Source organism: Pseudomonas fluorescens, from assembly GCF_001708445.1.
Taxonomy (GTDB): domain Bacteria; phylum Pseudomonadota; class Gammaproteobacteria; order Pseudomonadales; family Pseudomonadaceae; genus Aquipseudomonas; species Aquipseudomonas gorinensis.
In genome coordinates this window covers 3,579,859-3,605,000 of the sequence record NZ_CP015637.1, presented here as the reverse complement: position 1 = coordinate 3,605,000, position 25,142 = coordinate 3,579,859, and the positions used below count along the sequence as shown (strand labels likewise).

General features: G+C 62.1%; 16 protein-coding genes and 1 pseudogene. 16 read left to right on the top strand and 1 reads right to left on the bottom strand.

Annotated features, from left to right (window positions below):
* Complete coding sequence (locus tag A7317_RS15875) at window positions 1-432, top strand: YqaA family protein (RefSeq protein WP_024075735.1); 432 nt, start codon at window positions 1-3, stop codon at window positions 430-432.
* Here A7317_RS15875 and A7317_RS15870 read toward each other — a convergent pair whose 3' ends face one another.
* Window positions 433-1,899: a hypothetical protein gene (locus tag A7317_RS15870; RefSeq protein ID WP_024075736.1), complete on the bottom strand. Its 1,467-nt coding sequence runs from the start codon at window positions 1,897-1,899 to the stop codon at window positions 433-435. It lies immediately after the preceding gene.
* 229 nt (window positions 1,900-2,128) lie between these two features.
* On the opposite strand from A7317_RS15870, the gene A7317_RS15865 reads away from it, so the two are divergent.
* From A7317_RS15865 to A7317_RS15795, 15 genes and pseudogenes are all read left to right on the top strand, one after another.
* Complete coding sequence (locus A7317_RS15865; RefSeq protein WP_069076284.1) at window positions 2,129-5,203, top strand: hypothetical protein; 3,075 nt, start codon at window positions 2,129-2,131, stop codon at window positions 5,201-5,203.
* Between the two features lie 29 nt (window positions 5,204-5,232).
* A pseudogene (locus A7317_RS15860) lies at window positions 5,233-5,516 on the top strand (alpha/beta hydrolase); the annotation flags it as partial.
* Window positions 5,517-5,542: 26 nt separating this feature from the next.
* Window positions 5,543-6,496, top strand: a complete 954-nt coding sequence (locus A7317_RS15855) for a D-2-hydroxyacid dehydrogenase family protein (protein ID WP_069076282.1) — start codon at window positions 5,543-5,545, stop codon at window positions 6,494-6,496.
* Between the two features lie 502 nt (window positions 6,497-6,998).
* Window positions 6,999-8,555, top strand: coding sequence for a glycogen synthase GlgA (glgA, locus tag A7317_RS15850; protein WP_024075740.1), 1,557 nt, complete (start codon window positions 6,999-7,001; stop codon window positions 8,553-8,555).
* Between the two features lie 19 nt (window positions 8,556-8,574).
* Window positions 8,575-10,320: a malto-oligosyltrehalose trehalohydrolase gene (gene treZ / locus A7317_RS15845; protein ID WP_024075741.1), complete on the top strand. Its 1,746-nt coding sequence runs from the start codon at window positions 8,575-8,577 to the stop codon at window positions 10,318-10,320.
* The gene (gene malQ / locus A7317_RS15840) at window positions 10,317-12,401 is read left to right on the top strand and encodes a 4-alpha-glucanotransferase (protein WP_069076281.1); all 2,085 of its coding nucleotides are present in this window, start codon (window positions 10,317-10,319) and stop codon (window positions 12,399-12,401) included. Before treZ ends, malQ begins: the two co-directional genes overlap by 4 nt.
* Window positions 12,398-15,166, top strand: a complete 2,769-nt coding sequence (locus A7317_RS15835) for a malto-oligosyltrehalose synthase (RefSeq protein ID WP_069076280.1) — start codon at window positions 12,398-12,400, stop codon at window positions 15,164-15,166. Before malQ ends, A7317_RS15835 begins: the two co-directional genes overlap by 4 nt.
* Before the next feature lie 24 nt (window positions 15,167-15,190).
* A complete protein-coding gene (locus tag A7317_RS15830; RefSeq protein WP_024075744.1) occupies window positions 15,191-15,460 on the top strand; it encodes a DUF2934 domain-containing protein in 270 nt (89 codons plus the stop codon).
* Window positions 15,461-15,589: 129 nt separating this feature from the next.
* A complete protein-coding gene (gene glgX / locus A7317_RS15825) occupies window positions 15,590-17,749 on the top strand; it encodes a glycogen debranching protein GlgX (protein WP_024075745.1) in 2,160 nt (719 codons plus the stop codon).
* Between the two features lies 1 nt (window position 17,750).
* A complete protein-coding gene (locus A7317_RS15820) occupies window positions 17,751-18,749 on the top strand; it encodes an acyl-CoA dehydrogenase family protein (protein WP_069076279.1) in 999 nt (332 codons plus the stop codon).
* Window positions 18,746-19,504: a PIG-L deacetylase family protein gene (locus A7317_RS15815; RefSeq protein WP_024075747.1), complete on the top strand. Its 759-nt coding sequence runs from the start codon at window positions 18,746-18,748 to the stop codon at window positions 19,502-19,504. The genes A7317_RS15820 and A7317_RS15815 overlap by 4 nt, the downstream gene beginning before the upstream one ends.
* The gene (locus tag A7317_RS15810; protein ID WP_069076278.1) at window positions 19,501-20,100 is read left to right on the top strand and encodes an SAM-dependent methyltransferase; all 600 of its coding nucleotides are present in this window, start codon (window positions 19,501-19,503) and stop codon (window positions 20,098-20,100) included. Before A7317_RS15815 ends, A7317_RS15810 begins: the two co-directional genes overlap by 4 nt.
* A gap of 173 nt (window positions 20,101-20,273) precedes the next feature.
* Complete coding sequence (locus A7317_RS15805) at window positions 20,274-21,035, top strand: PIG-L deacetylase family protein (protein WP_024075749.1); 762 nt, start codon at window positions 20,274-20,276, stop codon at window positions 21,033-21,035.
* Window positions 21,036-21,283: 248 nt separating this feature from the next.
* Window positions 21,284-23,857 (top strand): autotransporter outer membrane beta-barrel domain-containing protein, encoded by a 2,574-nt coding sequence (locus A7317_RS15800; RefSeq protein WP_069076277.1) that lies wholly within the window; start codon window positions 21,284-21,286, stop codon window positions 23,855-23,857.
* A gap of 405 nt (window positions 23,858-24,262) precedes the next feature.
* Window positions 24,263-24,991 (top strand): CPBP family intramembrane glutamic endopeptidase, encoded by a 729-nt coding sequence (locus A7317_RS15795; RefSeq protein WP_069076276.1) that lies wholly within the window; start codon window positions 24,263-24,265, stop codon window positions 24,989-24,991.
* Window positions 24,992-25,142 lie beyond the last annotated feature (151 nt).

Below are 25,142 nucleotides of genomic sequence, written 5' to 3'. Positions count from 1 at the left end.
GTGTTGGTTGGTTACCTCGGGCTGTTCGTCGCGGCCTTTGGTGCCGCGACCCTGCTGCCGCTGCAATCGGAAGCCGTGCTGGTGGGCTTGCTGCTCAGCGGCCAGTACAGCTTGTGGTGGTTGCTGGGCATCGCCACTTTAGGCAACGTGCTGGGGTCGCTGGTCAATTGGCTGTTGGGCCGCTGGGTGGATCACTTCAAGGCGCGACGCTGGTTCCCGGTGAGTGCCCGGCAACTGGACAAGGCGCGCGGCCATTACGCGCGTTGGGGGCACTGGACGTTGTTGCTCAGTTGGGTGCCGATCATAGGCGACCCCCTGACCTTGGTGGCCGGGGTGATGCGCGAACCCCTGTGGCGCTTCTTGCTTATGGTCTCTATCGCCAAAACAGCGCGCTATGGCCTCGTAGCCTATCTGACGGGGCCTTGGACATAGTCATCTGTCGGCGCTGACCGGAAGGCCAATCTGTACCAACTGGCGCAACGATTCATTCAACTCCGGCGTAGAACCCTCAACAATCCGCGGCTCCACGACGTAATAGAGGTACGGTTTGTACCCGTCGAATCGTTCAAGGTCCTGGCGGTAGATCAAACGCTGCACGGGGGCGCCTTCTGGCCACGAGTCGCCGACCAGCTTCGACTCGCTGAACACCACCACATCATTCAATCCACGGACATAGCGCATGATCAGGGTCAATTTATCCTGCGCTTGACGCCATGGGTAATAGGGAATACTCACCAGCGCGGAGTTGGGAATAGGATGCACCGTATGGCCGGGGTATTCGGCAAAATAAGGCGCCTCAAGCCTGACAATCGAGCCGAATACCTTCGCAACGGTGATTCTCGAATACAGATCGACGGCAGGATTCTGCTTCCTCAGCACATACTTGATTTCCACCCGGCCGCCTGCAGCGGCACGCACCACACCATATGGGACATTGTGCGTGACCGTCCTGCCAGCCGTGATGACCCGTTCAAAATCACGATGCACAATCACACCCCCGTTGGGCGGGTAGGACCGGAAGTCTATGTCGTACAGACTTCCCGCCGGGGCGATGGCTGCAGAGTTGTGCATCTCGATGAGCAGGTCCTCGCCATTGAGTCGCTCTATATCGATAGTGTCAACGGGGCCATCGGTGATAATGGCCGGGCCCTCTAGCCGCGTACTATCCAGGTTCACCTGCACCTTGGTATCTGCGGACCTGTCCGTCGACGTGTTGCCTACCTGGTCCACCAGTAAAAACCCTACCAACAGGTCGGTGCCGTCGCCCCCTTCCATCAGTTGGTCACGACTGATGTTGAACACGGTTTCGCGGCCAACCCCCGCCACTTGTTGGATGATAAGGACGCTTGCCCAAGAGAAATGGATCATGTCCCGGGCATGCATGTTCGGATAGGGGGCAACTGTCACCGTTACCCCGCGTATGGCATCCGGAGGGTCAATAATCGTGGTCGACAGGGTGAACTTGAGCTCTGAATGCCCTACGCCAGGGAACGGTGGATTATTGTTTCTTCCACCCGGCAGGTCAGTCTTCACCAACACGCTCAAGGTGTAGGAAGCGGCCTCGCCTCCCTCTTTGAAATGCACCACGTACCCCAGCCGCACCTCACCATCAGGAAGGTTCTTGTGTTCAATGCTGAAGAAATAATGGTTGGCCGCCTCATCGCCCTCCTTGAGCATCAGGGTTGCCAATTGCAGCATATCGGGCATGCGCACGATATTGATCACATCGCCCGGGCTTGCCAGCCAGTTCCTGTCCACCACCACCGTCAAGCCATACGTCAGCAACCAGAGGCCAACGCCCCCGTCATAGCCAATGACGTTTTGCTTCATACCCGGAATATTGAGGCGATCGAGTTGCCTGGGTTGGCGGGGTGATTGGGGGGCCAGGGCAATGTCCATGGATTCTCTCCGACTGATCAAGCGAACACTCAAGCGACGCTATTGAGCGGTTGGTGTTATCAAACAATGATGGGCGGGGCATGGCTACTGTCAGAGTTGACAGGTAGCGACCAGTGGTCTCAACACCGGCCGCTTCTCGTTCCATTCGTCGCCACCTGTCAGAGTTGACAGTAGTCAGCGGTCCTCGCGCAGAGGTTCAATTTCGCCATACGCCTGCGAGGAAATCCTCATGATCAAGCACCCTGCACCGGTCAATCCGTTTGTACCCGATCTGCCACCGGTCGAGATTGGGCTCTTGCAACCCCCTATCGTAGGCGACCACGAGCGGGCCGATGGTGGCATCGGCATTCGGCATACCGAGATTCCCCTGGTGGTGCATATTGCCCGTCCGCCTTCAACGCCCAAAGGCACCAGCTTTGAGTTTTACTGGGCAGGCGTCGCGGTGGCGTTCAACCAGATTCGCGACGGCGACGAAAACCTGACCCGTATCCCCTTTACGATCTCCCAAAATTTCATTCGCGAGTCGTGGGCCGACCCGGTACAGGTCAGGGTCATCCGTCTCAGTGGGAACCCTTCGGAAACCATGCCGTTGCGGTTGCGCGTCAATCTGCGTCGTCCAGGAGGCATCGCGCCGGAACCCACCCAGCCCGGCAATCGAAAACTGGTCCTGGTGCTGCCGCCCGATGTAGAAATTGACGGTATCAATGATGACCGTGCCAAGCTCGGTGTTCAGATAACGTTCCGACACTGGGAGAATATGGCGCCCTATGATCTACTTCGGCTGGCCTGGGGCAACGTGATCATAGAGTACCGAGTGCAACCCGCTGACGTCGGGTCTGACATCAAGCTCACCGTGGAGTACCCGACGATTATCGATGTCGGCGACAGCGAGCAATTGCCAGTCGCTTTCCAAGTGATAGGCCCCACCGGCAATGGTCCCGACCCAAGGGCTCTGTGGTCGGTCATAACCTGGATATCGGTGTACCTGCGCAATGATCGTTTGGACCCTCCCTGGTTGGATTTTCCCGATACGGCCCCCACCATCGACTTGGCTCAGTTGGGCAATCAACACGTAAGAATCGGGCTCTATGTCTCAGCCGCCAATGCCCGGATCTACGAGCGCGTCTTTCTGATTTGGGCCGGGACCAATGAAAATGGCTCTGTACCCCATATTGACGATCAGGTGTTACCTGGGGGCAGGACTTACTATTTCGACGTACCGAATGCCTTGGTCAAGGCCATTGCCAGTGGCAGCGCAACCGTTCACTACTTGCTGGAGGGTAACGGGCAGCCGACCAAGCGCTCGCACAATCTGTTCCTGTCGGTTATCGGTGAAGCGCTGAAATGGCCCGCCCCCTGGGTGGTAGAGGCGGTAGGCGACATTATCCCCCCAGGCCCTGCCAACGCCACCGTCAGCTTTCGTGAACAGGACACCTGGCGACCCGACGACCTCATCCAGATCACGCTGTTGGTCAGCAACCCCAACATCACGACTGAGTACAAGCAGAGCAAACGGTTTGACAGCATCCCGAATGACAAGGGCGTGCTCTCGTTCACCGTACCGGGTGAAGATATCAAGCGGTTTGACGGGTTGCGCGTGCAGGTGTTCTACACCCTTCTGCGCACCGGGCAGGACTCACTGAGCGAAACCTATCAAGTGGGCGAGCCCAAACGCGATATGCCCCCACCCAAGATCGAAAAGGCATCGGGCGCTCAACTGGACCCGGACGATGTAAAGAATGGCGCCAAAGTCATTGCCCCCTTCGCCAGCACGCGCGCAGGCGACCAGATGATCTTGTGGTGGACAGGCCCGCTGGCCAGCACCCAAGTCGACTACGATGTCCACCGGGATGGCGAACTCGCTGAGTTCGTGGTGCCGTACGTCTTTGTCGAACGCAACCTTGATCAGGACGTAATTGTTTCCTACACCCTCAAGCGTGGGCTGGAACCGACGCGTTACTCCGAAATCACGTCCGTGCTGATTGCCCGAGGCCTGATGGACCTGCCACCACCGGACTTGGTCCGAGCCACGATCACCGGGCCAGGCAGGGCCACGCTGGCGCCGCTGGATGCGCTGAATGGCAGCGACCTGGTGGTGCGCTACGTGGGGATGCTCGACACCGACTCCATCAAAGTGTCCATGCTCGGTAGGCAAGGGCAAGGCTCGCCGGACATCCCGGCCAAATTCGGCAACGAATTAGCGGGAGAGGTCGTGTTCGACATCCCCCGGCAGGCCATTGCGGCCAACATAGGCAATAGCGATCAGTTCATGACGTTCAAGTACGTGGTCACCCGCAGGGGTGAACCGTCGCCGGACTCTGAGATATTGACCGTGAAGGTGCTGCCTATTCCGTTGGATGAATTGCAGAAAACCATCATCCGTATCAACGAAGCAGATCAACAAACCCAAATACTCGACCTGGCAAAAGTGATTGACGGGGCGACCGCCCATATTGGCACCTGGCACTTTATTACCGAGTTCTGGCCGGTTTGGCTGACGTTGACAGGCAAAAAGAACGGCGTGAATTACCCGATCACCCTCCTAAACGGCAGCGGGGGTGATCGTGTCAATGGCGACTGGATAAACCAGGGTCGCTACGAACATCCGATCCTGGCCACTTACCTCAATGAATTGGACCACGCTTCGACGCTGACGATGGAGTTCTCGGCCGCGTTCAGCACCAGCCCAGAACGGGCGGATGCGATCGTGTTTCCACCGGTGATCTACTCCGTTTTAAAAGCGCCGCCGTTGACTATTGGCAACTCGACCATGATTTTGAACGGGCGAGCCATCGTCGCTCCCGGCTGGCCACGAAACGGCCAGGAATACCCGGGCAATGCCCAGATACGCGAGGCAGAAGGGGGCTCGCCTCCTTACTCATACCGTTCAAGAAACCCAGGTATCGCGACGGTCAACTTAAACGACGGCAAGGTCAGGGGCATGGCTAACGGAAGCACCTATATCGATGTAGAAGACAGGGCAGGCAATACCGCGTCATACCGTGTAGAGGTCAGCAACGTATGGCAACTGCGTGAAAATCGTGCAGGAATGAATTGGAGCCAGGCCGTCGCCTGGCGCAAATCACTACCTGGCGCTGTAGGTATCTATTATGCCGATGGCATATCGTTTATGCGGACCGTATACGGTTCGCCATTACCCGTTCCGTATGACTCATATTACTGGCTGGGGGTTGAAGAGGGCTGCGACTTCCTCACGGGCGTGTTTTGGGATTCCATGAGGCCGGATATCGTGCGGTGTATCAACAGAAATACATACACATGGGCCTGGTGTCTGCAGCCATGACGTGCGGCCAAACGGGACGAGCGTGATATGCCGGCCTGAGCGACCGCCCCTGCCATATGCTGGTGGCATGGAACTCGGCGTCGATTTGCGACATGATCCTCACCCGGCCAGTGTATTACGCATTCAAGAACCTGCGGATGGCAACCCTGCTGCTGATCGGCACGTCCGCCACCACCGCCATCGGCAAAGACCTCGGGCCGCCGGTATTCCCCATGCAACCCTGGTGGAATTCCCGGGGTTAGGCCATGCACCGAAAACGCAAGAACCGGCCCAGTTTCACACCGCACTGTTGCAGGGCCTGAGCGCCCTTTAATCCAACCTTTTTCGAGGCACTCGTGAATGTCGGTACAGATTGCAGTCATTGATGATTGGCAGAATGTGGCCCAAGGCGTGGTGGACTGGTCGGTCCTGGACACCGTCGGCCAGGTGCACTTCCTGCACGATTATCCGGCGCAAACCACCACGATGATCGAGCGCCTGAAAGGCTTCGAGGTGATTTGCGTAATGCGCGAACGCTCGACCTTCGATCAACCCCTGCTGCAAGGCCTGCCGAACCTCAAGCTGCTGGTGACCGGCGGCATGCGCAATGCCGCCATCGACATTGCGGCCGCGAAGGCCCTGGGCATCCAGGTATGTGGCACCGACAGCTACAAGCACGCCGCGCCGGAACTGACCTGGGCGCTGATCATGGCCTCCACCCGCAACCTGCTCGCCGAAGCCAATGCCCTGCGCGCCGGCCACTGGCAAGTGGGCCTGGGCGGCGACCTGTACGGCAAGACCCTGGGTATCCTCGGCCTAGGCAGCATCGGCCAGAAAGTCGCACAGTTCGCCCAGGTGTTCGGCATGCGGGTGATCGCCTGGAGTGAAAACCTTACGCCGCAGCGCGCCGCCGAAGCCGGGGTGACCTGGGTCAGCAAGCGCGAACTGTTCGAACAGGCCGACATCCTGACCATTCACCTGGTGCTCAGCGAACGCAGTCGCGGGTTGGTGGATGCGCAGGCGCTGGGCTGGATGAAACCAAGCGCACGGCTGGTGAACACCGCGCGCGGGCCTATCGTGGATGAGCAGGCGCTGGTGCAGGCCTTGACCGCTGGTCGCCTGGCAGGCGCTGCGCTGGATGTGTATGCCGAAGAGCCGTTGCCGGTCGATCACCCGTTCCGCCACTTGCCCAACGTACTGGCCACGCCCCACGTGGGGTATGTGAGTGAGCAGAACTACCGGCAGTTTTATCAGCAGATGATCGAAAGCATCCAGGCTTGGGCTGATGGAGCGCCCATTCGCCTACTCGGCTGACGCACCAATAAGGGGCGGCCTGCACTCATGATGGGAATACCCTCTCTGTGAAGAGCAGGCTTGCCCCGCGGTGGGGCGCGAAACGGCCCTGAAAACTGGCAACGGGGTGCAAGCCGCCAAAACCGTTTGGGAGCGCTTCGCACGCCAGCGCAGGGCGAGCCTGCTCGCCACAACCCTCGTTACAAGTTTTTGTCCTACAAAATTCCCACATAAACCCTACAGGCTCTGGGATCTGTCCTAGACTCATGACTGATGGGTCCGTTCCAAAACAAAAACCCCGCAAAAAATCGAAACTTTACAACTCTGCCGTAGGTCCAGTTTTAAGGTGGCGCGAGCGCACGCAGTTCACAGCCGATGCCCGTCCATCCAATCTATTTCAGCTGACCGTGCATCTGGCATAAGCCTTGCCAGTTTGTATAACGCTTGTGCGCCTGGCCGCAGGATGCGGTCTTCGGAGCTAGTGGCAGCGGGCCGTTAGCCGACCAACACGTGGGAGAGAATTATGATCAGTGCCGCTGTAGAGACTCAGGGAGAGCGTTTTAGTAAGCCGGCAGGGGGGCCCACCTCGTTGGCCGACCTGCCCAACACTGTGCGGCCGATCGTGAGTCAGAACCCGAACCGAAAGAAAGTCTTGTTCGTCACCTCTGAATTCGCCGACCTGGTCAAAACCGGAGGCCTGGGCGACGTTTCCGCCGCCCTGCCCCGCGCCATGGCGCACCTGCACGATGTACGAGTGCTGATCCCGGGCTACCCGCAGGTGATGGAAAGCGACAACCCGATCCATATCATCGGCGAACTCGGCGGCCACGCCGCGTTGCCGCCGTGCAAGATCGGGCGCATGGACCTCAAGGATGGCCTCGTCATCTACGTGCTGATCTGCCCCGAGCTCTACGAGCGCGAAGGCACGCCCTACGGCGCCAACAACGGCCGTGACTGGCCCGACAACCATATCCGCTTTGCCCGCCTGGGCCTGGCCGCCGCCGACATGGCCGCCAACCTCGCCCAGATCCACTGGTGCCCGGACCTGGTGCACGCCCACGACTGGCCAGCTGGCCTGGCCCCGGCCTATATGCACTGGCGTGGGTCACGCACGCCAACGCTGTTCACCATTCACAACCTGGCCTATCAAGGCGTGGTCAGCCTGGCCTCGACCCCGGAACTGGGCATTCCCCCCCATGCCCTGCAACAGGAAGGCATGGAGTTCTACGGCAAGATGTCGTTCCTCAAGGCCGGCATGGCGTACTCCAGCCATATCACCACGGTGAGCGCCACCTACGCCCAGGAAATCACCACCCCGGAATTTGGCTGCGGCCTCGACGGCTTCCTCGCCGCCAAGACCCAGCAAGGCTTGCTCAGTGGTATTCCCAACGGCATCGATGAAAGCTGGGAAACCTCCACCGACACGCACCTGACCCACAACTTCAATATCGGTGACTGGGAAGGCAAGGCAATCAACGCTGCCCACGTGCGTGAGCTGTTCGGCCTGCATGACTCCACCGGCCCACTCTTTGCCGTGGTCTCGCGCCTGGTCTACCAGAAAGGCCTGGACCTCACCGAAGCAGTGGCCAGCTTTATCGTCGAGCACGGCGGCCAGATCGCGATTATCGGGCGCGGGGAGCCGGAGGAAGAACAAGCCATGCGTGAGCTGGCGCTGCGCTTCCCTGGCCAAGTCGGTGTGCGCATTGGCTTCAACGAGACCGATGCACGCCGCATGTTCGCCGGCAGCGATTTCCTGCTGATGCCTTCACGCTATGAGCCTTGCGGCCTCAGCCAGATGTACGCCCAACGCTTCGGCTCGCTGCCGGTGGCACGCAATACCGGCGGCCTGGCGGACACCATCGAGAATGGCGTCACCGGGTTCCTGTTCAATGAGTCCACGGTGCAAAGCTATGAGGAAGCGCTGAGCCGTGCGTTCAGGGTGTTCGCCAACAAAGGCCTGCTCAATGCCATGCGCAGCCGCGCCATGACCCAACCCTTCAACTGGTGCCAGGCGGTAGAACCCTACGCCGAACTCTACGAACAACTGGTGGCCAAGGCTCTGGGGAAAACCACTAAATAATCAAGGGAGGTCTTCATAGATGCCGTTACGGACTTTGGAAACCTGGCCCCACGGCGCAATCATGTTGGACGCGCAACACACGCGTTTTGCCTTGTGGGCGCCAGACGCGTTTTATGTCAGCGTTGAATTGGAAGACGGCCGGTCCCTCGCCATGTTGCCTCAGGCAGAGGGCTGGTTCGAGATAGAGATCCAGTGCCCGGCGGGCACGCGCTACCGCTACAACATCGATGGCGAAATGGATGTTCCCGACCCCGCGTCCAGGGCGCAAGCCTCGGACGTGCACGGTTGGAGCCTGGTGGTCGACCCGCTCGCCTACCCATGGCGACACAGCCAGTGGCAAGGCCGCCCCTGGCATGAAGCGGTGATCTACGAACTGCACGTCGGCGCGATGGGTGGGTACGCCGGTGTCGAGAAACACCTGCCACGCCTGGCCGAGCTGGGCGTCACCGCAATCGAATTGATGCCTCTGGCGCAATTTCCCGGCGAGCGCAATTGGGGCTATGACGGGGTGCTGCCGTATGCACCGCACGCCGCCTACGGCTCCCCCGAACAGCTCAAGCACCTGATCGACAGCGCCCATGAACATGGCCTGGCGGTGATCCTCGACGTGGTTTACAACCACTTCGGCCCTGACGGCAATTACCTGGGCCAGTACGCCAAGGGCTTCTTCCAGCAGGATGTGCACACACCTTGGGGCGCGGGTATCGACTTCAATCGCCGCGAAGTGCGGGATTTTTTCCTCGATAACGCGCTGATGTGGCTGCTCGAATACCGCTTCGACGGCCTGCGCCTGGACGCGGTACACGCCATCGACAACCCCGGTTTCCTGCAGGAGCTGGCCCACCGCGTGCGCCAACAGGTGGACACCGGCCGGCATGTGTGGCTGGTGCTGGAAAACGAACTCAACCAGGCCCACCTGTTGAAGCACGATTTCGACGCGCAATGGAACGATGACTTTCATAATGTGTTGCATGTGTTGCTGACCGGCGAAACCGACGCCTATTACAGCGACTTTGCCCAGGAGCCCACCGCCAAACTGGCGCGTTGTCTCAGCGAAGGCTTTATCTACCAAGGCCACACCACCCGCCACGGCCATGAGCGCGGCGAACCCAGTGGCGACTTGCCACCCACGGCCTTCGTGGCGTTCTTGCAGAACCATGACCAGATCGGCAATCGCGCCTTGGGCGAACGCTTGCATCAACTGTGCTCGCCGCAGGCGTTGCAGGCCGCCACGACCTTGTTGCTGATGTCACCGATGATCCCGCTGATGTTCATGGGCGATGAAGTCAACGCGAGCGAGCCGTTCCTGTTTTTCACCGACCACCATGGCGAACTGGCCGAAGCGGTGCGTGAGGGCCGGCGCAATGAATTCGCCGATTTCGCCGCGTTCAAGGACCCCGAACGGCGCGAACACATCCCAGATCCCAACGCGCTGCCCACCTTTGTGCAATCGGCGCCGAACCTGGTGGAAAACGAACACGCCCACTTCTACCGCCAGCTGCTGAGCCTGCGCCACCGGCATATCGTGCCGCACCTGCCGGGCAGCGTGGCCTTGGGCGCGCACGTGCTGGCAGACGGCGCCGTCAGCGCGCGCTGGCGCCTGGGCAATGGCAGCCTGTTACAGATCGATCTGAACCTGAGCCGTGCGCCCCTCGATTGCCCCGCGCCGCCGCAGCTTCTGTTCCAAACGCCCGCCCATGAAGGCCCGCACCTGGCGCCCTTCAGCGCGCGCGTCACCTTATCCCCTGTTGGAGAGCACCTTTGAGTGAAGCGAACCTGGAAATACTCGCCAGCCGAGCGGGGTTGGCCGTCGATTGGATCGACGCCAACGGCCGCCCGCAACGCGTGACAGCCGACGCCTTGCGCGCGGTATTAAAAGGCCTGGGCCACCCGGCCGACAACGATGCCCAGGTCGATGCCAGCCTGCTTGAATTGGAGCAGGTGCAACAAGACAAACACTTGCCACCCCTGATGACCGTCGACAGCGGCGATGGCTTGGACCTCGGGCATTTCTTTGCGCCCGACACCCCCTGCCGCGTCCACCTGGAAGACGGCGAAACCCTGCAACTGCGCCTGGACAGCCACGCCGTGTTGCCCGGAGTGATCGCCCTCGGCTATCACCAGGTGCATATCGACGACCAGACCTTCACCCTCGCGGTGGCCCCCACTCACTGCTACAGCGTCGCCGAAGCAGTCGACACCGCCACCGCCCGCGCCTGGGGCCTGAGTGCCCAATTGTATTCTTTGCGCCGCCTCGGCGACGGTGGCTTTGGCGACACCCTGGCCCTGGAACACCTGGCCCGTTCGGCCGCCGAACGCGGCGCCGATGCCTTGGCCATCAGCCCGATGCATGCGATGTTCAGTGCCGACCCCGAGCGCTATAGCCCGTACTCGCCCTCGAGCCGGTTATTTCTCAACAGCCTGTATGCATCGCCTGGCTGCGTCCTCGGCGAACGTGAAGTCCGTAACGCCATTGAGGCCTGCGGCCTGGCGGAGGAACTGCACGCCCTGGAACAACACACCCTGATCGATTGGCCGGCCGCCGCCAAGGCCAAGCAGCGCCTGTTGCGTGCCTTGTATGAAGACTTCCGCCACGGCCACCACCCGCAACACGCCGACTTCCTGAGCTTCCGACAGGCTGGCGGTGAAGCCCTGGAAAACCATTGCCGCTTCGAAGCGGTGCAGGCCGTACGCGCGGCCGCGGGCGAATCACTCGACTGGCGCCACTGGCCGCAGGAATGGCGTTCGCCACAGAGCCCGGCACTGGTGCATTTCGCTGAAGAGCACGCGGCCGATATCGGCTTTTATGCGTTCAGCCAATGGCTGATCGCCCGTTGCCTGGAGCGCGCGCAACAGGCGGCACGTGGCAGCGGCATGGGTGTCGGGTTGATCGCCGACCTGGCCGTAGGCGCCGACGGCGGTGGCAGCCAGGCCTGGAGTCGCCAGGATGAGTTGCTCGCCGACCTTACCGTGGGTGCGCCGCCCGACATTCTCAACCGCGCCGGGCAAGGCTGGGGGATTTCCGCATTTTCCCCCGAAGGCCTCAAGCGCAACGGCTTCCGGGCCTTTATCGAAATGCTGCGGGCCAACTTTGCGCATGCCGGCGGCTTGCGCATCGACCATGTGATGGGCCTGCAACGCCTGTGGGTGATTCCCATGGACGCCTCGCCTCGTGAAGGCGCCTACCTGTATTACCCGGTGGACGACCTGCTGCGCTTGCTCGCCCTGGAATCCCACCGCCACCAGGCCATCGTGCTCGGTGAGGACCTCGGCACCGTGCCCGACGGCCTGCGTGAAAAACTCATTGGCCGTTCGATCCTGGGCATGCGCGTGCTGTTGTTCGAACAAGGCCACGATGGCCAGTTCAAGCCGATCCTCGACTGGCCGGACAACGCGCTGGCCACCACCAGCACCCACGACTTGCCGACCCTCAATGGCTGGTGGCACAGCCGCGATATCGACTGGAACGTCCAACTGGGCCTGATCGACGCCCCCACTGTGGAGCAATGGCGCGAGCACCGCCTGCGTGAGCGCCAGGCGTTGCGCCAGGCCCTGAGCCAGGACCCGCAGAATTTCATCGATGAAATCCGCAATGAGACCGACCACATGATCGACGCCAGTGTGCGCTACCTGGGGCATACCCGCGCGCCGCTGGTGTTGCTGCCGCTGGAAGATGCGCTGGGCCTTGAAGAACAAGCCAACCTGCCCGGCACCACCGATACCCACCCGAATTGGCGCCGTCGCTTGCCCGGCGAAGCCTCCAGCCTGCTCGACAATGCCGGCGCCGCCCGCCGCCTCGAACTGCTGGCCGTCGCGCGCAACCAAGCCTATGAGCGTGACCGATGAACGTACTGCCCCTGCGCGCAACCCAGCGCCTGCAATTCCATAAAGGTTTCACCCTGGACGACGCGGTGCCACTGGTGCCGTATTTTGCCCAATTGGGTATCAGCCACCTGTACGCCTCGCCGCTGCTCGCCGCCCGCGCCGGCTCGATGCACGGCTATGACGTGGTCGACCCCACCCGCGTCAACCCGGAACTGGGCGGCGAAGCGGCATTGCGCCGGCTGGTCGCCGCACTGCGTGAACATAAGATGGGGCTGATCCTCGACATCGTCTCCAACCACATGGCCGTCGGTGGCGCCGACAACCCGTGGTGGCTCGACCTGCTCGAATGGGGCCGCCTGAGCCCCTACAGCGAGTTCTTCGACATCCAGTGGCACTCCCCCGACCCGCTGCTCAAGGGCCAATTGCTCATGCCGTTTCTGGGCAGCGACTACGGCGAAGCCCTGCAAACCGGCACCCTGACCCTGCATTTTGACGCCGCCCATGGCACGTTCTACGTCGAACACTACGAGCATCGCTTTCCGGTCTGCCCACGGGATTACGCGGCGATCCTCGGCGCTGATGAACAGCTCAAACCCCTCGCCGACCGCTTCAGCGCCCTCGCCTATCAGGACGACGCCTACGCCGAAGCCGCCTGGCTCAAGCAGGCACTGGTCGAGCGTGCTACCCACGGCGCCGTACGCGAGGCCATCGAACACCGCCTGGGCGAATTCGATGGGCGCCAACCCGACGGTTTCCAGCGCCTGCATCACCTGCTCGAACAACAAGCCTACCGCCTGGCCAGCTGGCGCACCGCGGCCGACGATATCAACTGGCGGCGTTTCTTCGACGTCAACGAACTGGGCGGCCTGCGCGTGGAACGCGGCGCGGTGTTCGAAGCCACCCACGGCAAGATCTTCGAGCTGATCAGCGAGGGCCTGGTGGACGGCGTGCGCATCGACCATATCGACGGCCTGGCCGACCCGCGCGGGTATTGCCGCAAATTGCGCCGGCGTGTCGATTCACTGTCGCCACAGCGCCATCTGCCGATCTTCGTGGAAAAAATCCTCGGCGAAGGCGAAACCCTGCGCGAAGACTGGCAGGTGGACGGCACCACCGGCTACGAATTCATGAACCAACTGTCGCTGCTGCAACACGACCCGCAGGGCTTCGAACCGCTGGCCGAGCTGTGGACCCGACACAGCGAACGGCCCTCAGCCTTTATCGAAGAGGCTCGGCTGGCGCGTCAGCAGATTCTCAATGGCTCCCTGGGCGGCGACTTTGAAAGCGTGGCCCAGGCCCTGTTGCAAGTGGCCCGTGACGATGTGATGACCCGCGACCTGACCCTGGGCGCCATTCGCCGCGCCTTGCAGGAGCTGATCGTGCACTTCCCGGTGTACCGCACCTATATCAGCGCCCGAGGCCGCAGCGAGCGCGACGACGTCTTTTTCCAGCAGGCCCTGGCCGGTGCGCGCAGCACCTTGAGCGAGGGCGACTGGCCGGTGCTCGATCACCTGGAAAAATGGCTGGGCGGGCAACCCTGGCGCGACCGCCCCGTCGGTCGCGAGCGCAAGATACTCAAGCACGCCTGCGTGCGCTTCCAGCAACTGACCTCGCCGGCGGCCGCCAAGGCCGTGGAAGACACCGCGTTCTATCGCTCGGCGGTATTGTTGTCGCGCAACGATGTGGGCTTCAGTACCGAGCAGTTCAGCGCCCCCGTGACAGACTTCCACCGCGTCAACCAACAGCGGCTGCAGACGTTCCCCGACAACCTGCTGGCCACTGCCACCCACGACCACAAGCGCGGTGAAGACAGCCGCGCACGCCTCGCGGTACTGAGCGAATGCGCACCGTGGTATGCCGGACAGGTGGAGCACTGGCGCACCCTCGCGGCGCCGTTGCGCAATGACACCAGTAGCCCGTCGGCCGGTGATGAGCTGATCCTCTATCAAGTGTTGCTCGGCAGTTGGCCTTTGGACCTGCATCTGGACGACCGTGAAGCGCTCCAGGCCTATCAACAGCGCCTGTGGCAGTGGCAACAGAAAGCCTTGCGCGAAGCCAAGCTGCAAAGCAGTTGGAGCGCCCCCAACGACACCTACGAACAAGGGGTAGAAGCGTTCCTTTCGCGCCTGCTGCTCAGCGACGACGGCCTGCCCCTGCGCACCGCCATCGCCAGTGCCGCCCAGGCCATCGCACCTGCCGGCGCGGTCAATGGGCTGGCGCAATCCTTGCTTCGCCTTACCGTGCCTGGGGTACCGGACCTGTACCAGGGCGATGAGTTCTGGGACTTCAGCCTGGTGGACCCGGACAACCGTCGCCCGGTGGATTTCAACGCGCGGCAACGTGCGCTGAATGCACCACTCGACCTCGGCGAGTTGCTGTTCAACTGGCGTGACGGGCGGGTCAAACAGGCGGTGATCGCCCAGGCGCTGGCCTTGCGCAAGGCCCACCCCGAGGTGTTTCAACAGGGCCGCTACACGCCCCTGGATGTGGTGGGCCAACACGCCGAACACGTGGTTGCATTTTGCCGCGAGCACCAGGGCAAACGCGTGCTGGTGGTGGTGCCACGCTGGCCCCATCGCCTGCTTGAAAAGGGTGTGCACCCCCAGATCAATGCGCGGGTTTGGGGCGATACACGGGTGAAATTACCGTTCGCCGCGCCAACCGAAAACTGGAAGGGACTTTTTCATACAGTCGCAGTCACACCAGACAAGGAGCTGTTGATCAGCACTGCGCTGGGGGATTTCCCGGTCAATGTCTTTATCAATCCTGATGATCAAGAAAGCTGAAAATTTTCTGTGAGGAGCATTGTGATGAGTACTGAAGACAAACGCATTCGCGAATTGGCGCATCAAATCTGGGAGTCCGAGGGCAAGCCCCACGGTCAAGATGCACGCCACTGGGAGATGGCGCGCAAGCTGGCAGAGGCCGAAGCGCTGACGCCGAGCAAACCCAAGCCGGCCGCCAAGCCCAAGACCGCGCCCAAGCCAGCGGCGAAAGCCAAGCCTGCGGCAGCGGCCCCAAGCAAACCGGCTCCCCCGGCGGCAAAAAAGCCGGCGGCGCCAAAAAAGCCCAAGCCTTAAGCCTCGTGACCTCATGAGCCACCTGCCGATACGGTCGGCAGGTGGTCATTTCACTTTCCCGATTGTCAGCTGAACCATGTCAGCACGGCCGCGTTCGGCCCGAAAAAAGACCCTTGCAGGAGCAACACAATGAGCAAAGCCGATAACCACCAAGCGGCCCCGGCCCACGAGCCATCGCGGATCCGCGAAGGTTTGCCCTTCCCCCTGGGCGCGACCTGGGACGGCCTGGGTGTCAACTTTGCCCTGTTCTCGGCCAACGCCACCAAAGTCGAGCTGTGCCTGTTCGACGATACCGGCGAAGTCGAAATCGAACGCATCGAACTGCCTGAATACACCGACGAAATCTTCCACGGCTATCTGCCCGACGCCCACCCCGGGCTGATTTACGGCTACCGCGTGTACGGTGCGTATGACCCGGCCAACGGCCATCGTTTCAACCACCACAAATTGCTGATCGACCCCTATGCCAAACAGCTGGTGGGCGAACTCAAATGGTCCGAGGCGCTGTTCGGCTACACCATCGGCCACCCGGACGACGACCTCAGTTTCGACGAACGCGACAGCGCCCCCTTCGTGCCCAAATGCAAAGTCATCGACCCGGCGCACACCTGGGGCAACGACCAGCCCGTGCGTGTGCCCTGGGACCGTACGATCATTTATGAAACCCACCTGCGTGGCATCAGCATGCGCCACCCATCGGTGGGCGAGTCGGTGCGCGGTACCTGCGCCGGCCTGATGGAAGATGACGTGCTCAAGCATATCCGTCAGTTGGGCATTTCCTCGGTCGAGCTGCTGCCCGTGCACGCCTTTGTCAACGACCAGCACTTGCTGGAAAAAGGCATGACCAACTACTGGGGCTACAACAGCATCGCGTTCTTCGCCCCCGACCCACGCTACTTGGCCAGCGGCAAGATCGCCGAGTTCAAGGAGATGGTCGCGCACCTGCACGAAGCCAAGCTGGAAGTGATCCTCGACGTGGTCTACAACCACACCGCCGAAGGCAATGAGCGCGGCCCGACCCTGTCCATGCGCGGCATCGACAACGCCTCTTACTATCGCCTGATGCCCGACGACAAGCGCTTCTATATCAACGACTCCGGCACGGGCAACACCCTCGACCTGAGCCACCCGTGCGTCCTGCAGATGGTGACCGACTCGCTGCGTTATTGGGCCAACGAAATGCACGTCGACGGTTTCCGCTTCGACCTGGCGACCATCCTCGGCCGCTACCGTGACGGCTTCGACGAGCGCCACAGTTTCCTCGTCGCCTGTCGCCAGGACCCGGTCCTGCGCCAGTTGAAACTTATCGCCGAACCCTGGGACTGCGGCCCCGGCGGCTACCAGGTGGGTAACTTCCCGCCAGGCTGGGTGGAATGGAACGACCGTTTCCGCGACACCGTGCGTGCCTTCTGGAAAGGTGACGACGGCCAGCTTGCAGATTTTGCCGGGCGCATGACCGCCTCCGGCGAGATGTTCAACCATCGCGGCCGTCGCCCGTACAGCTCGGTGAACTTCATCACCGCCCATGACGGTTTCACCTTGCACGACCTGGTCTCCTACAACGACAAGCACAACGAAGACAACGACGAAAACAACCAGGACGGCACCAGCAACAACCTGTCCTGGAACCACGGCGTCGAAGGCCCCACCGACGACCCTGAAATCAACGCACTGCGCCTGCGCCAGATGCGCAACTTCTTCGCCACGCTGCTGCTGGCCCAAGGCACGCCGATGCTGGTGGCCGGGGACGAGTTCGCCCGCACCCAGCACGGCAATAACAACGCCTATTGCCAGGACAGCGAAATCGGCTGGGTCAACTGGGACCTGGACGACGACGGCAAGGCGCTGCTCAAGTTCGTCAAACGCCTGATCAAGCTGCGAATGGCTTATCCGATCCTGCGTCGGGGTCGCTTCCTGGTGGGCGACTACAACGAAGATATCGGCGTGAAGGACGTCACCTGGCTGTCACCGGATGGCAACGAGATGACGACCGAGCAATGGGAAGACAGCCATGGTCGCTGCCTGGGCATGTTGATGGATGGTCGCGCCCAGGAAACCGGGATTCGCCGCGCGGGCGCCGATGCCACCTTGTTGCTGGTGGTCAATGCCCATCATGACATGGTCAATTTCCGCCTGCCGCCGGTGCCGCAAGGTGAGTTCTGGACCTGCATGCTGGATACCAACCAGCCAGCGGTACGCGGCCAGGAGCGCTTTGAGTTCGAACATGAATACGCGGTCACCGGCCGTTCGCTGTTGCTGTTTGAATTGCAGCGTGACGACGAGGTGTGACATGGCCTTGCATGGATTCCTTCAAGGCTACCCAGGCTATGCGGACACGCAGGCCCTCGGCGCCGCCCTGAAGGCGCTTCAGGCAGAAGGCCTGGATCAGTTGCCGTTGCCCGGCAGCGGCCAGACCCTGGAGCGCCTCAGCGGCCTGGCGCAGGTAGCCGGGCATGACTTGCGCCTGTGCAAGTTGTTCGAAGGCCATACCGATGCCCTGGCAATTATCGCCGAACTGCGCAGCCCCTTGCCGCCCTTGGGCAGTACATGGGGCATGTGGGCAGCCGAACCGCCGACGGCCAAGGTCCGCGTGCGCCGCGATGGCTCGCGCTTGATCCTTGAGGGGCGTAAAGCCTGGTGCTCCGGCGCGGCGGTGGTCAGCCATGGGCTGCTCACCGCTTGGAATGAACAGGATCGCCAGCAGCTGGTCGCGGTGCAGATGCATCAGCCAGGCATCACCGTGACCGATGAGGGCTGGAACGCCGTGGGGATGGCGGCCACGGGCAGTGTCGAGATCCTTTTCGACAATGCCCTGGGCATCGCCGTCGGCGCACCGGGCGACTACCTGGCGCGCCCGGGTTTTTGGCACGGTGGCATCGGTATTGCCGCGTGCTGGTATGGCGCCGCACAGCGCCTGGCCGAAGTGCTGCGCGCGCAGTGCAGCAAACGCCCAGAGCCCCATGCCCTGGCCCACCTGGGCGCGGTCGACAGCGCGTTGAACAGCGCAGCCTGCGTACTGCGGGCCAGCGCCGCACAGATCGACCGGCAACCGCAGGCCGACGCCCGACAACTGGCCCAGCAAGTGCGCGCCGCCCTCGAGGATACGGTTGAGCAGGTGATGCGCCACGTCGGTCGCGCGACCGGTGCCGGGCCCTATTGCAAGGACCCGCACTTCGCCCAGCTGATGGCGGACTTACCGGTGTTTGTGCGTCAAAGTCATGCCGAACGCGACCTGGCCGCCCTCGGCGAGCAGGTGGCGGGCGGCGCCCCAGGGAGGTGGCAGTTATGAAACCCAATCCCATTGTGGGCCAAGGCACCCCGCTGCATCAGTGGCAGGCCTCGCCCCATATGGCGCAGTTGCCCCTGATCAGCGTTGAGCAACTGGTGCCCGAGGGCCATCGCGCCGTGATCATTGCGCCGCACCCGGACGATGAGGTGCTCGGCTGCGGAGGCCTGCTGCAGGGCCTGGCCGCGCTGGGCCGGCCGATCCAACTGATCTCAGTCACCGATGGCCGTGCCAGTCACCCTGGCTCGCGACGCTGGCCGGCGGAACGGCTGAGCGTGGTGCGCCCGCAGGAATCGGCCCAGGCCCTGCACCGCCTTGGCGTGCCGCTGCACCGCTTGAAATGGCTGCGCGCGGGCTTTGACGACAGCCGGGTCGCCGCACAGGAAGCCGCGCTCGCCGCGTTCATCCAGCGCTATCTCAAGCCCAACGATGTGGTGTTCACCACCTGGCGCGAGGACGGCCATTGCGACCATGAAGCGGTCGGCCGCGCCAGCGCCAAGGCCGCCTTGGCCGTGGGGGCGAGCCTGTTCGAACTGCCCGTGTGGACCTGGCACTGGGCAACCCCCGAAGACAGCCAGGTGCCCTGGCACCGTGCGCGCAAACTGCCCCTGGCGCCCGAGGTGGTGGCGCGCAAGCGCCATGCTATCCATGCGTTTGCCAGCCAACTGGAGGGCGACCCACATATCGGCCTGCCACCGGTGTTGGCGCCCTATGTGGTGGAACGTTTGCTGCAACCCTTTGAAGTGGTGTTTGTATGAGCGTGGCTACGCCGTATTTCGATCAGTTATTTGCCGACAACGATGACCCATGGGCCTTCCGACAGCGCTGGTATGAACGGCGCAAACGCGCGCTGACCCTGGCCGTGTTGACCCGCCCACGTTACGCCTCGATCTTTGAACCCGGCTGCGCCAATGGCGAATTGAGTGCCGAACTGGCGCCGCGTTGCGATCGCCTGGTGTGCTGCGATACCGCCAGCGCCGCCGTGGCACTGGCCAAGACCCGCCTGATGGGCTTTGCCCACGCCCACGTCGAGCAAAGCCGCCTGCCGGAGCAATGGCCCGGCGGCCGCTTCGAGCTGATTGTGCTGAGCGAACTGTGCTATTACCTCGATGCCGACGACCTGGGCCGCCTGATCGAGCGCGCCCTCGCCAGCCTTACCGACGACGGCCAGTTGCTCGCCTGCCACTGGCGCCCGCGAATCGAGGGTTGCCCGCAGACCGCCGAACAGGTACATGCCCTGCTCCATGAACGCCTGGCGATGCGCTCTGTGGTTCAACACCACGAAGAGGATTTCCTGCTCGACCTGTGGAGCCGTGAAGGCCATTCGGTGGCGACCCTGGAGGGGCTGCGTTAAAAAACGGGGTGACTCGATGTGAAAACCTTCGATCCTTGACTATGCTGAGGAAGCCTTGCCGGCACTCCAGGGTTGGAGTGCCGAGCAATCGTCGCGGCGGAGCCTGCGGCGAATAACGAGAGTCGTACCGACAACGGGCACGACCCGCACCAACCGACAAGGATGTGACACCCATGAAGCCCGCTTCCCTGAGCGAAATCCGTCGCGGTCCCGCGCAAATCTGGAACAGCGCGCCCCAGCTGGCGCAGATCCCCGCGATTCAACTCAACTCATTGGTGCCGGCCGGCGCGCGCGTGGTGATTGTCGCGCCCCACCCTGGCGATGAAGTGCTGGGCTGCGGCGGTTTGCTGCAACGCCTGAGCACCCTCGGACACCCCCTGCAATTGATCTCCATCACCGACGGCAGCGCCAGCCATCCGGGTTCCCATGTGTGGCCCGCCAGCCGCTTGAGCGTGGTGCGGCCCCAGGAAAGCGTCGAAGCGTTACGACGCCTGGGCATGCCGCTGCACAGCCTGAAGTGGATTCGGGGCGGGTTCCGCGACACTGGCCTGGCCGCTCACGAACAAGCGATGAGCCAATTTATTGCGCGCTACCTGCAACCCGGTGATGTGCTGTTCACCACCTGGCGCAACGATGGCAATGACGACCACGATGCCGTCGGCCGCGCCAGCGCCAAGGCGTGCAGCCTGGTCGGCGCGTGCCTGTATGAGCTGCCGATCTGGGCGTGGCACTGGCCGGCGCGGGAAAGCGCGATGATCCCCTGGCAGCGCGCACGCAAGGTGCGCCTCGACACCTGGAGCGTCGCGCGTAAATTGCACGCCGTCCATGCCTTCGCCAGCCAGTTGGTCGGTGACCCGGCCATTGGCCTGGCGCCAATCCTGGCCCAGGTGCTGCTGGAGCGTATACGCGATCCTTATGAGATCGTGTTGATCTAGCCTTCCACTCGTCCATACCTGTTATTTCTGACAGTAGCGGCCTACGCAATGTGCGTCTAAGGTGCAAAAAGCCCTGCACTGGTTGAGGTGCAGTCGAGAAAGCCATGCCAACCCTTTGCATTGGCCGGTGTTTTCAGATGCAGGTAAGCCGCAGTCCCTGATCCGTATCGCGTTCGTTGTTGCCATGGTTCGGACCGCACCTGGATACCAGGTGCGTGAACAACATGCCTCTGCTGCGAGGACGAATCATGCGCACACCCACTCCTGCTTGGCTGTACGCGGGCATCCTGTCATTGATGGTTCTGACGACCTGGCCGCTTCTCTCCCAGGCGGCGTGTACGATCAACATCACCTCCGGCGACGACACCTCCACCTGCGACAGCGGCACCGCGCCGGGCTTCACCGACAACGCGGGCAACAACACCCTCGACATCCGTGACAGCGGAAGGATCACCGGCAACGTCACCTTCGGTGCGGGTAACGATCTCGTGGATGTGAATGGGGCGACGGCAGGAATCGACGGCGCACTGAATCAGGGCGACGGGAGCAATATCTTTCGGCTTAACCTGGGAACTGTCGGTTCCGTAACCCAGGGCTCAGGCACGGATGTCATACAGATCAGCGGTGGCAAGGCCGGTGCGATCAGCCAGGGGGGCGGGATCGACAGCTACGCCCAAAGCGGTGGGACCGTTGATTCCGTGTCCCAGGGTGACGGTCATGACCGGTTTACCATGAGTGGCGGCACCATTATCGGGATCTTCGATGACGGCGACGACGCGCTGATGACCGACGGGCTGATCGGGTCGGTCAACATGCGGCTGGACAATAACGTGTTTGATATGCACGGCGGCAGGATCGTCAACAACCTGACGACGGGCTTTGGCCTGGACCGCATTTACGTCCGTGGCGGTTCCATCGGTGGCACGATCAGCCTGGGCGACGGCGATGATTTGATCGAGGTTTCAGGTGGCGAGGTGGGTGCAAATGCCGGTTCGGAGATTCGCATGGGTAACGGCGATGACACCCTGCTCTGGACCCGCGCCGGTATCATCCACAGTCCAATACGGATGTCCGCCGGTGACGACAAAGTGGTACTGACGGCCCTTACGGAAACAACGCTGTCCCCTACCCCGCAGATCGACGGTGGGCCAGGTAACGACACGCTCAATTTCGTTGCAACGCAATCAGCCACTCCGTCGCGTTACGTCCAATGGGAGAACGTTAATCTCACCAACGCCTCGCAGTTGAACCTGGGTGCTGGCGAACTGGTCCTCGGTGACCTGCTGACCCTGACCGGGACCCTGAATATCGATCCTACCAGCACGCTGTCAGCCACCGCTGGGGCCATATCGCCTTCCGCCGCCGGCCAACTGGCGAACCTGAACAACAGCGGCCTGATCGACATGACCACCGGCAGCACCAGTGCCACCGACACCCTGACAGTCCACGGCAACTACAACAGCACCGGCGGCCGGCTCGCGCTGCAAAGTCAGTTGGGCAGTGATGGCTCGGCCGCTGACAAGCTGGTGATCAGCCAGGGAGCGATCCTGGGCTCCACCGCCATCAGCGTCAGCAACCTCGGCGGAGCCGGCGCCGAGACCTTGCAGGACGGTATCCAGGTGGTTCAGGCGCTCAACGGTGCAACCGGTACCACCAGCAGTTTCTCCCTGGCCGCCCCGGTATCGGCGGGAGCCTATGAATACTTCCTGTTCAAGGGCGGCGTCACGGCGGGCACGGCGGAAAACTATTACCTGCGCTCCACGATACCGGTGACCCCGGAACCGCAGCCCGAAGGCCCGGTGACGCCTTTGCCTAATCCGGTGGAAGACACCCCGGACCTGCCGACCAACCCAGGTATCACCCCCATCCCGATCTACCGTCCGGAAGTGCCGATTTATGCAGCGCTCTTCCCCGCTACGCAACAAGTCGTCCAGGCCATGCTGTCGACCTTCCACGAACGCATGGGCGACCAGCGCCCGCAGCAACTCGATGCGTCGACGGCCGGTTGGGGCCGGGTCTATGGCAACAGCGGCCGCCAGAGTTTCGCCGGTGCCGTGAGCCCGACGCTGAACAGCTCGGTGACGGGCTTCCAGGTGGGCAGTGATGTGTATACCCACACCCATGACAACGGCCAGGTGCAGCACGCCGGGTTCTTCGTCGGCCACAGCAGGCTCAAAGGCGATATCAAGGGCTTCAACCTCGGCTGGCAGGACAAGGACGCTGGCAACACCACCTTGCGCGGGGACAGCCTGGGGGTTTACTGGACGTTGATCGGCGCCAACCAGGCCTACCTCGACCTGGTCCTGATGGGCACCCGTTTCGACGGCAACAACGAGTCGGACCGTGGCGTGAAGATGAAGACCCGCGGCCACAACGTCACGGCCTCGGCCGAAGTGGGCTGGCCGTTCCCGCTGACGCGCAACTGGGTGGTGGAACCCGAAGCCCAAGCGATCGTCGGCAAAACCCACCTGGACAGCCAGAATGACGGAATTTCCGACGTGTCCTACAACGCCGACACCAGCCTCACCACGCGCCTGGGTGTACGCCTGCGCGGCGACTACCAGGTCCGTGGAATGCCCTTGCTGCCCTATGCACGGGCCAATATCTGGCATACCTCCGCCGGGCAGAACACCGTCACCTTCAACGGGGTGACCGATATCGACACCGAGCAGAAGTCCACCACCCTGGGCCTCAGTGTCGGCACCACGCTACAAGTGACCAAGGACTTCAGCGTGTACGGCGAATTGGGCTACAACAGCAACCTGGACAGCAACGCCTTTGACGGTCGCCAAGGCGCCGCCGGCATGAGAATGAAATTCTGACCTCGCCTGTGTATCGCAGTGTGTACGGCAGCCACTGCGATACATAGGGTTTAACCCGGCGTCGGTGCTGAAACAGTCCGGATACAGCAGCACGATCAACTGTGAGCCATACGCACACCAAGCCGTAGGAGGCTCACCATGCACACGCCGCAGACTCGTCGCTGCAAGCCCCCGAGGCGTTTGCCCAGGCGGTGGTGGATGCAGACCATCTGTGACGTGAGCGCGAAGACTGCGACACCGCGTTCACGCGGCCGGTGCCCTGGCGATGGGGGCCGAACACTGTCCGGCCCCCATCGCCCCCAGGATCATCTGCGCCGTTTTGATCACTGCCATTTCGACTTTGTATGCTCCTACAGTCGAATGATGGCATTATGCCTCACCCTTTATCGTACGCATGGAGCGACCGTGACCCACGTTTTCACCCCTTCCGACACCCACCTCGCCGCTGGCGTCCCCGCGAATTTTCCGTTCTTCAAGCGCCTCGGGATGTTCGTGCTGGCGGCATTCATTTTCATCTTCGGCACGATTCCCGGATTGTTGCTGGCGCCCCCCGCCACCCAGGCTTACGGGGCATTCATCACCACCCTCGGTCCTGTCGCGCTGCTGCTATGTGCATTGTTCGCCTGGCAACATCGGGCCGATCTGGGCGCTACGTTTCGCGGCAACGACTTGCGCAGACCGCTGCGTGTCGGCGCCATCAGCGTTTTCGCCGTCTATATGCTTTGTGGCCTGTTGGTTGCGGTGCTGGGGCTGCCACGGGAAGCGTTCATGGCTGAGCTGTTTGCCGGCCTGACCACCTGGCAAACGCTGATCAAGCTGGCTTCGTTGATGATCCTGGCGCCTATCACCGAAGAACTGATGATGCGCCACTACGCACTGCGTCTGTTTCCCTATGAACGCAGCCACCTGTGGAAATGGGTTTCGGTTCTTGCCACCTCCGCCCTGTTCACCAGCCTGCATACTCAATACGGCAACTGGCCAACCCTGGCGCTGATATTCGCCGTTGGGTGCATCCTTGCCCTTGCACGCATCGCCAGCGGTGGCCTGCGGGTGCCGATCCTGCTGCATATGTTCGCCGAAGTGATCGCCTGCAGCCTGGATTGGACCTGGGCATCAGCAGGGCTCTACGGCTGATCAGAACAGGCCTGATGCCTGGGTGATACCCCGCTCGTAAATCCAGTTGAGCGCGCCGTCAGACCGCCCGGATAGGCGGCCTGCGACGGGCTCATGGGCAAAAGCCGCGCCCCTGCCATGTGAAAAACTTGTTAACCCTCTCTGCCCCAAG

Coding starts and splice junctions, on each gene's coding strand:
- A7317_RS15870 (WP_024075736.1), bottom strand. CDS start 1,899: ATGGACATTGCCCTGGCCCCCCAATCACCCCGCCAACCCAGGCAACTC.
- A7317_RS15865 (WP_069076284.1), top strand. CDS start 2,129: ATGATCAAGCACCCTGCACCGGTCAATCCGTTTGTACCCGATCTGCCA.
- A7317_RS15855 (WP_069076282.1), top strand. CDS start 5,543: ATGTCGGTACAGATTGCAGTCATTGATGATTGGCAGAATGTGGCCCAA.
- glgA (WP_024075740.1), top strand. CDS start 6,999: ATGATCAGTGCCGCTGTAGAGACTCAGGGAGAGCGTTTTAGTAAGCCG.
- treZ (WP_024075741.1), top strand. CDS start 8,575: ATGCCGTTACGGACTTTGGAAACCTGGCCCCACGGCGCAATCATGTTG.
- A7317_RS15835 (WP_069076280.1), top strand. CDS start 12,398: ATGAACGTACTGCCCCTGCGCGCAACCCAGCGCCTGCAATTCCATAAA.
- A7317_RS15830 (WP_024075744.1), top strand. CDS start 15,191: ATGAGTACTGAAGACAAACGCATTCGCGAATTGGCGCATCAAATCTGG.
- glgX (WP_024075745.1), top strand. CDS start 15,590: ATGAGCAAAGCCGATAACCACCAAGCGGCCCCGGCCCACGAGCCATCG.
- A7317_RS15820 (WP_069076279.1), top strand. CDS start 17,751: ATGGCCTTGCATGGATTCCTTCAAGGCTACCCAGGCTATGCGGACACG.
- A7317_RS15815 (WP_024075747.1), top strand. CDS start 18,746: ATGAAACCCAATCCCATTGTGGGCCAAGGCACCCCGCTGCATCAGTGG.
- A7317_RS15810 (WP_069076278.1), top strand. CDS start 19,501: ATGAGCGTGGCTACGCCGTATTTCGATCAGTTATTTGCCGACAACGAT.
- A7317_RS15805 (WP_024075749.1), top strand. CDS start 20,274: ATGAAGCCCGCTTCCCTGAGCGAAATCCGTCGCGGTCCCGCGCAAATC.
- A7317_RS15800 (WP_069076277.1), top strand. CDS start 21,284: ATGCGCACACCCACTCCTGCTTGGCTGTACGCGGGCATCCTGTCATTG.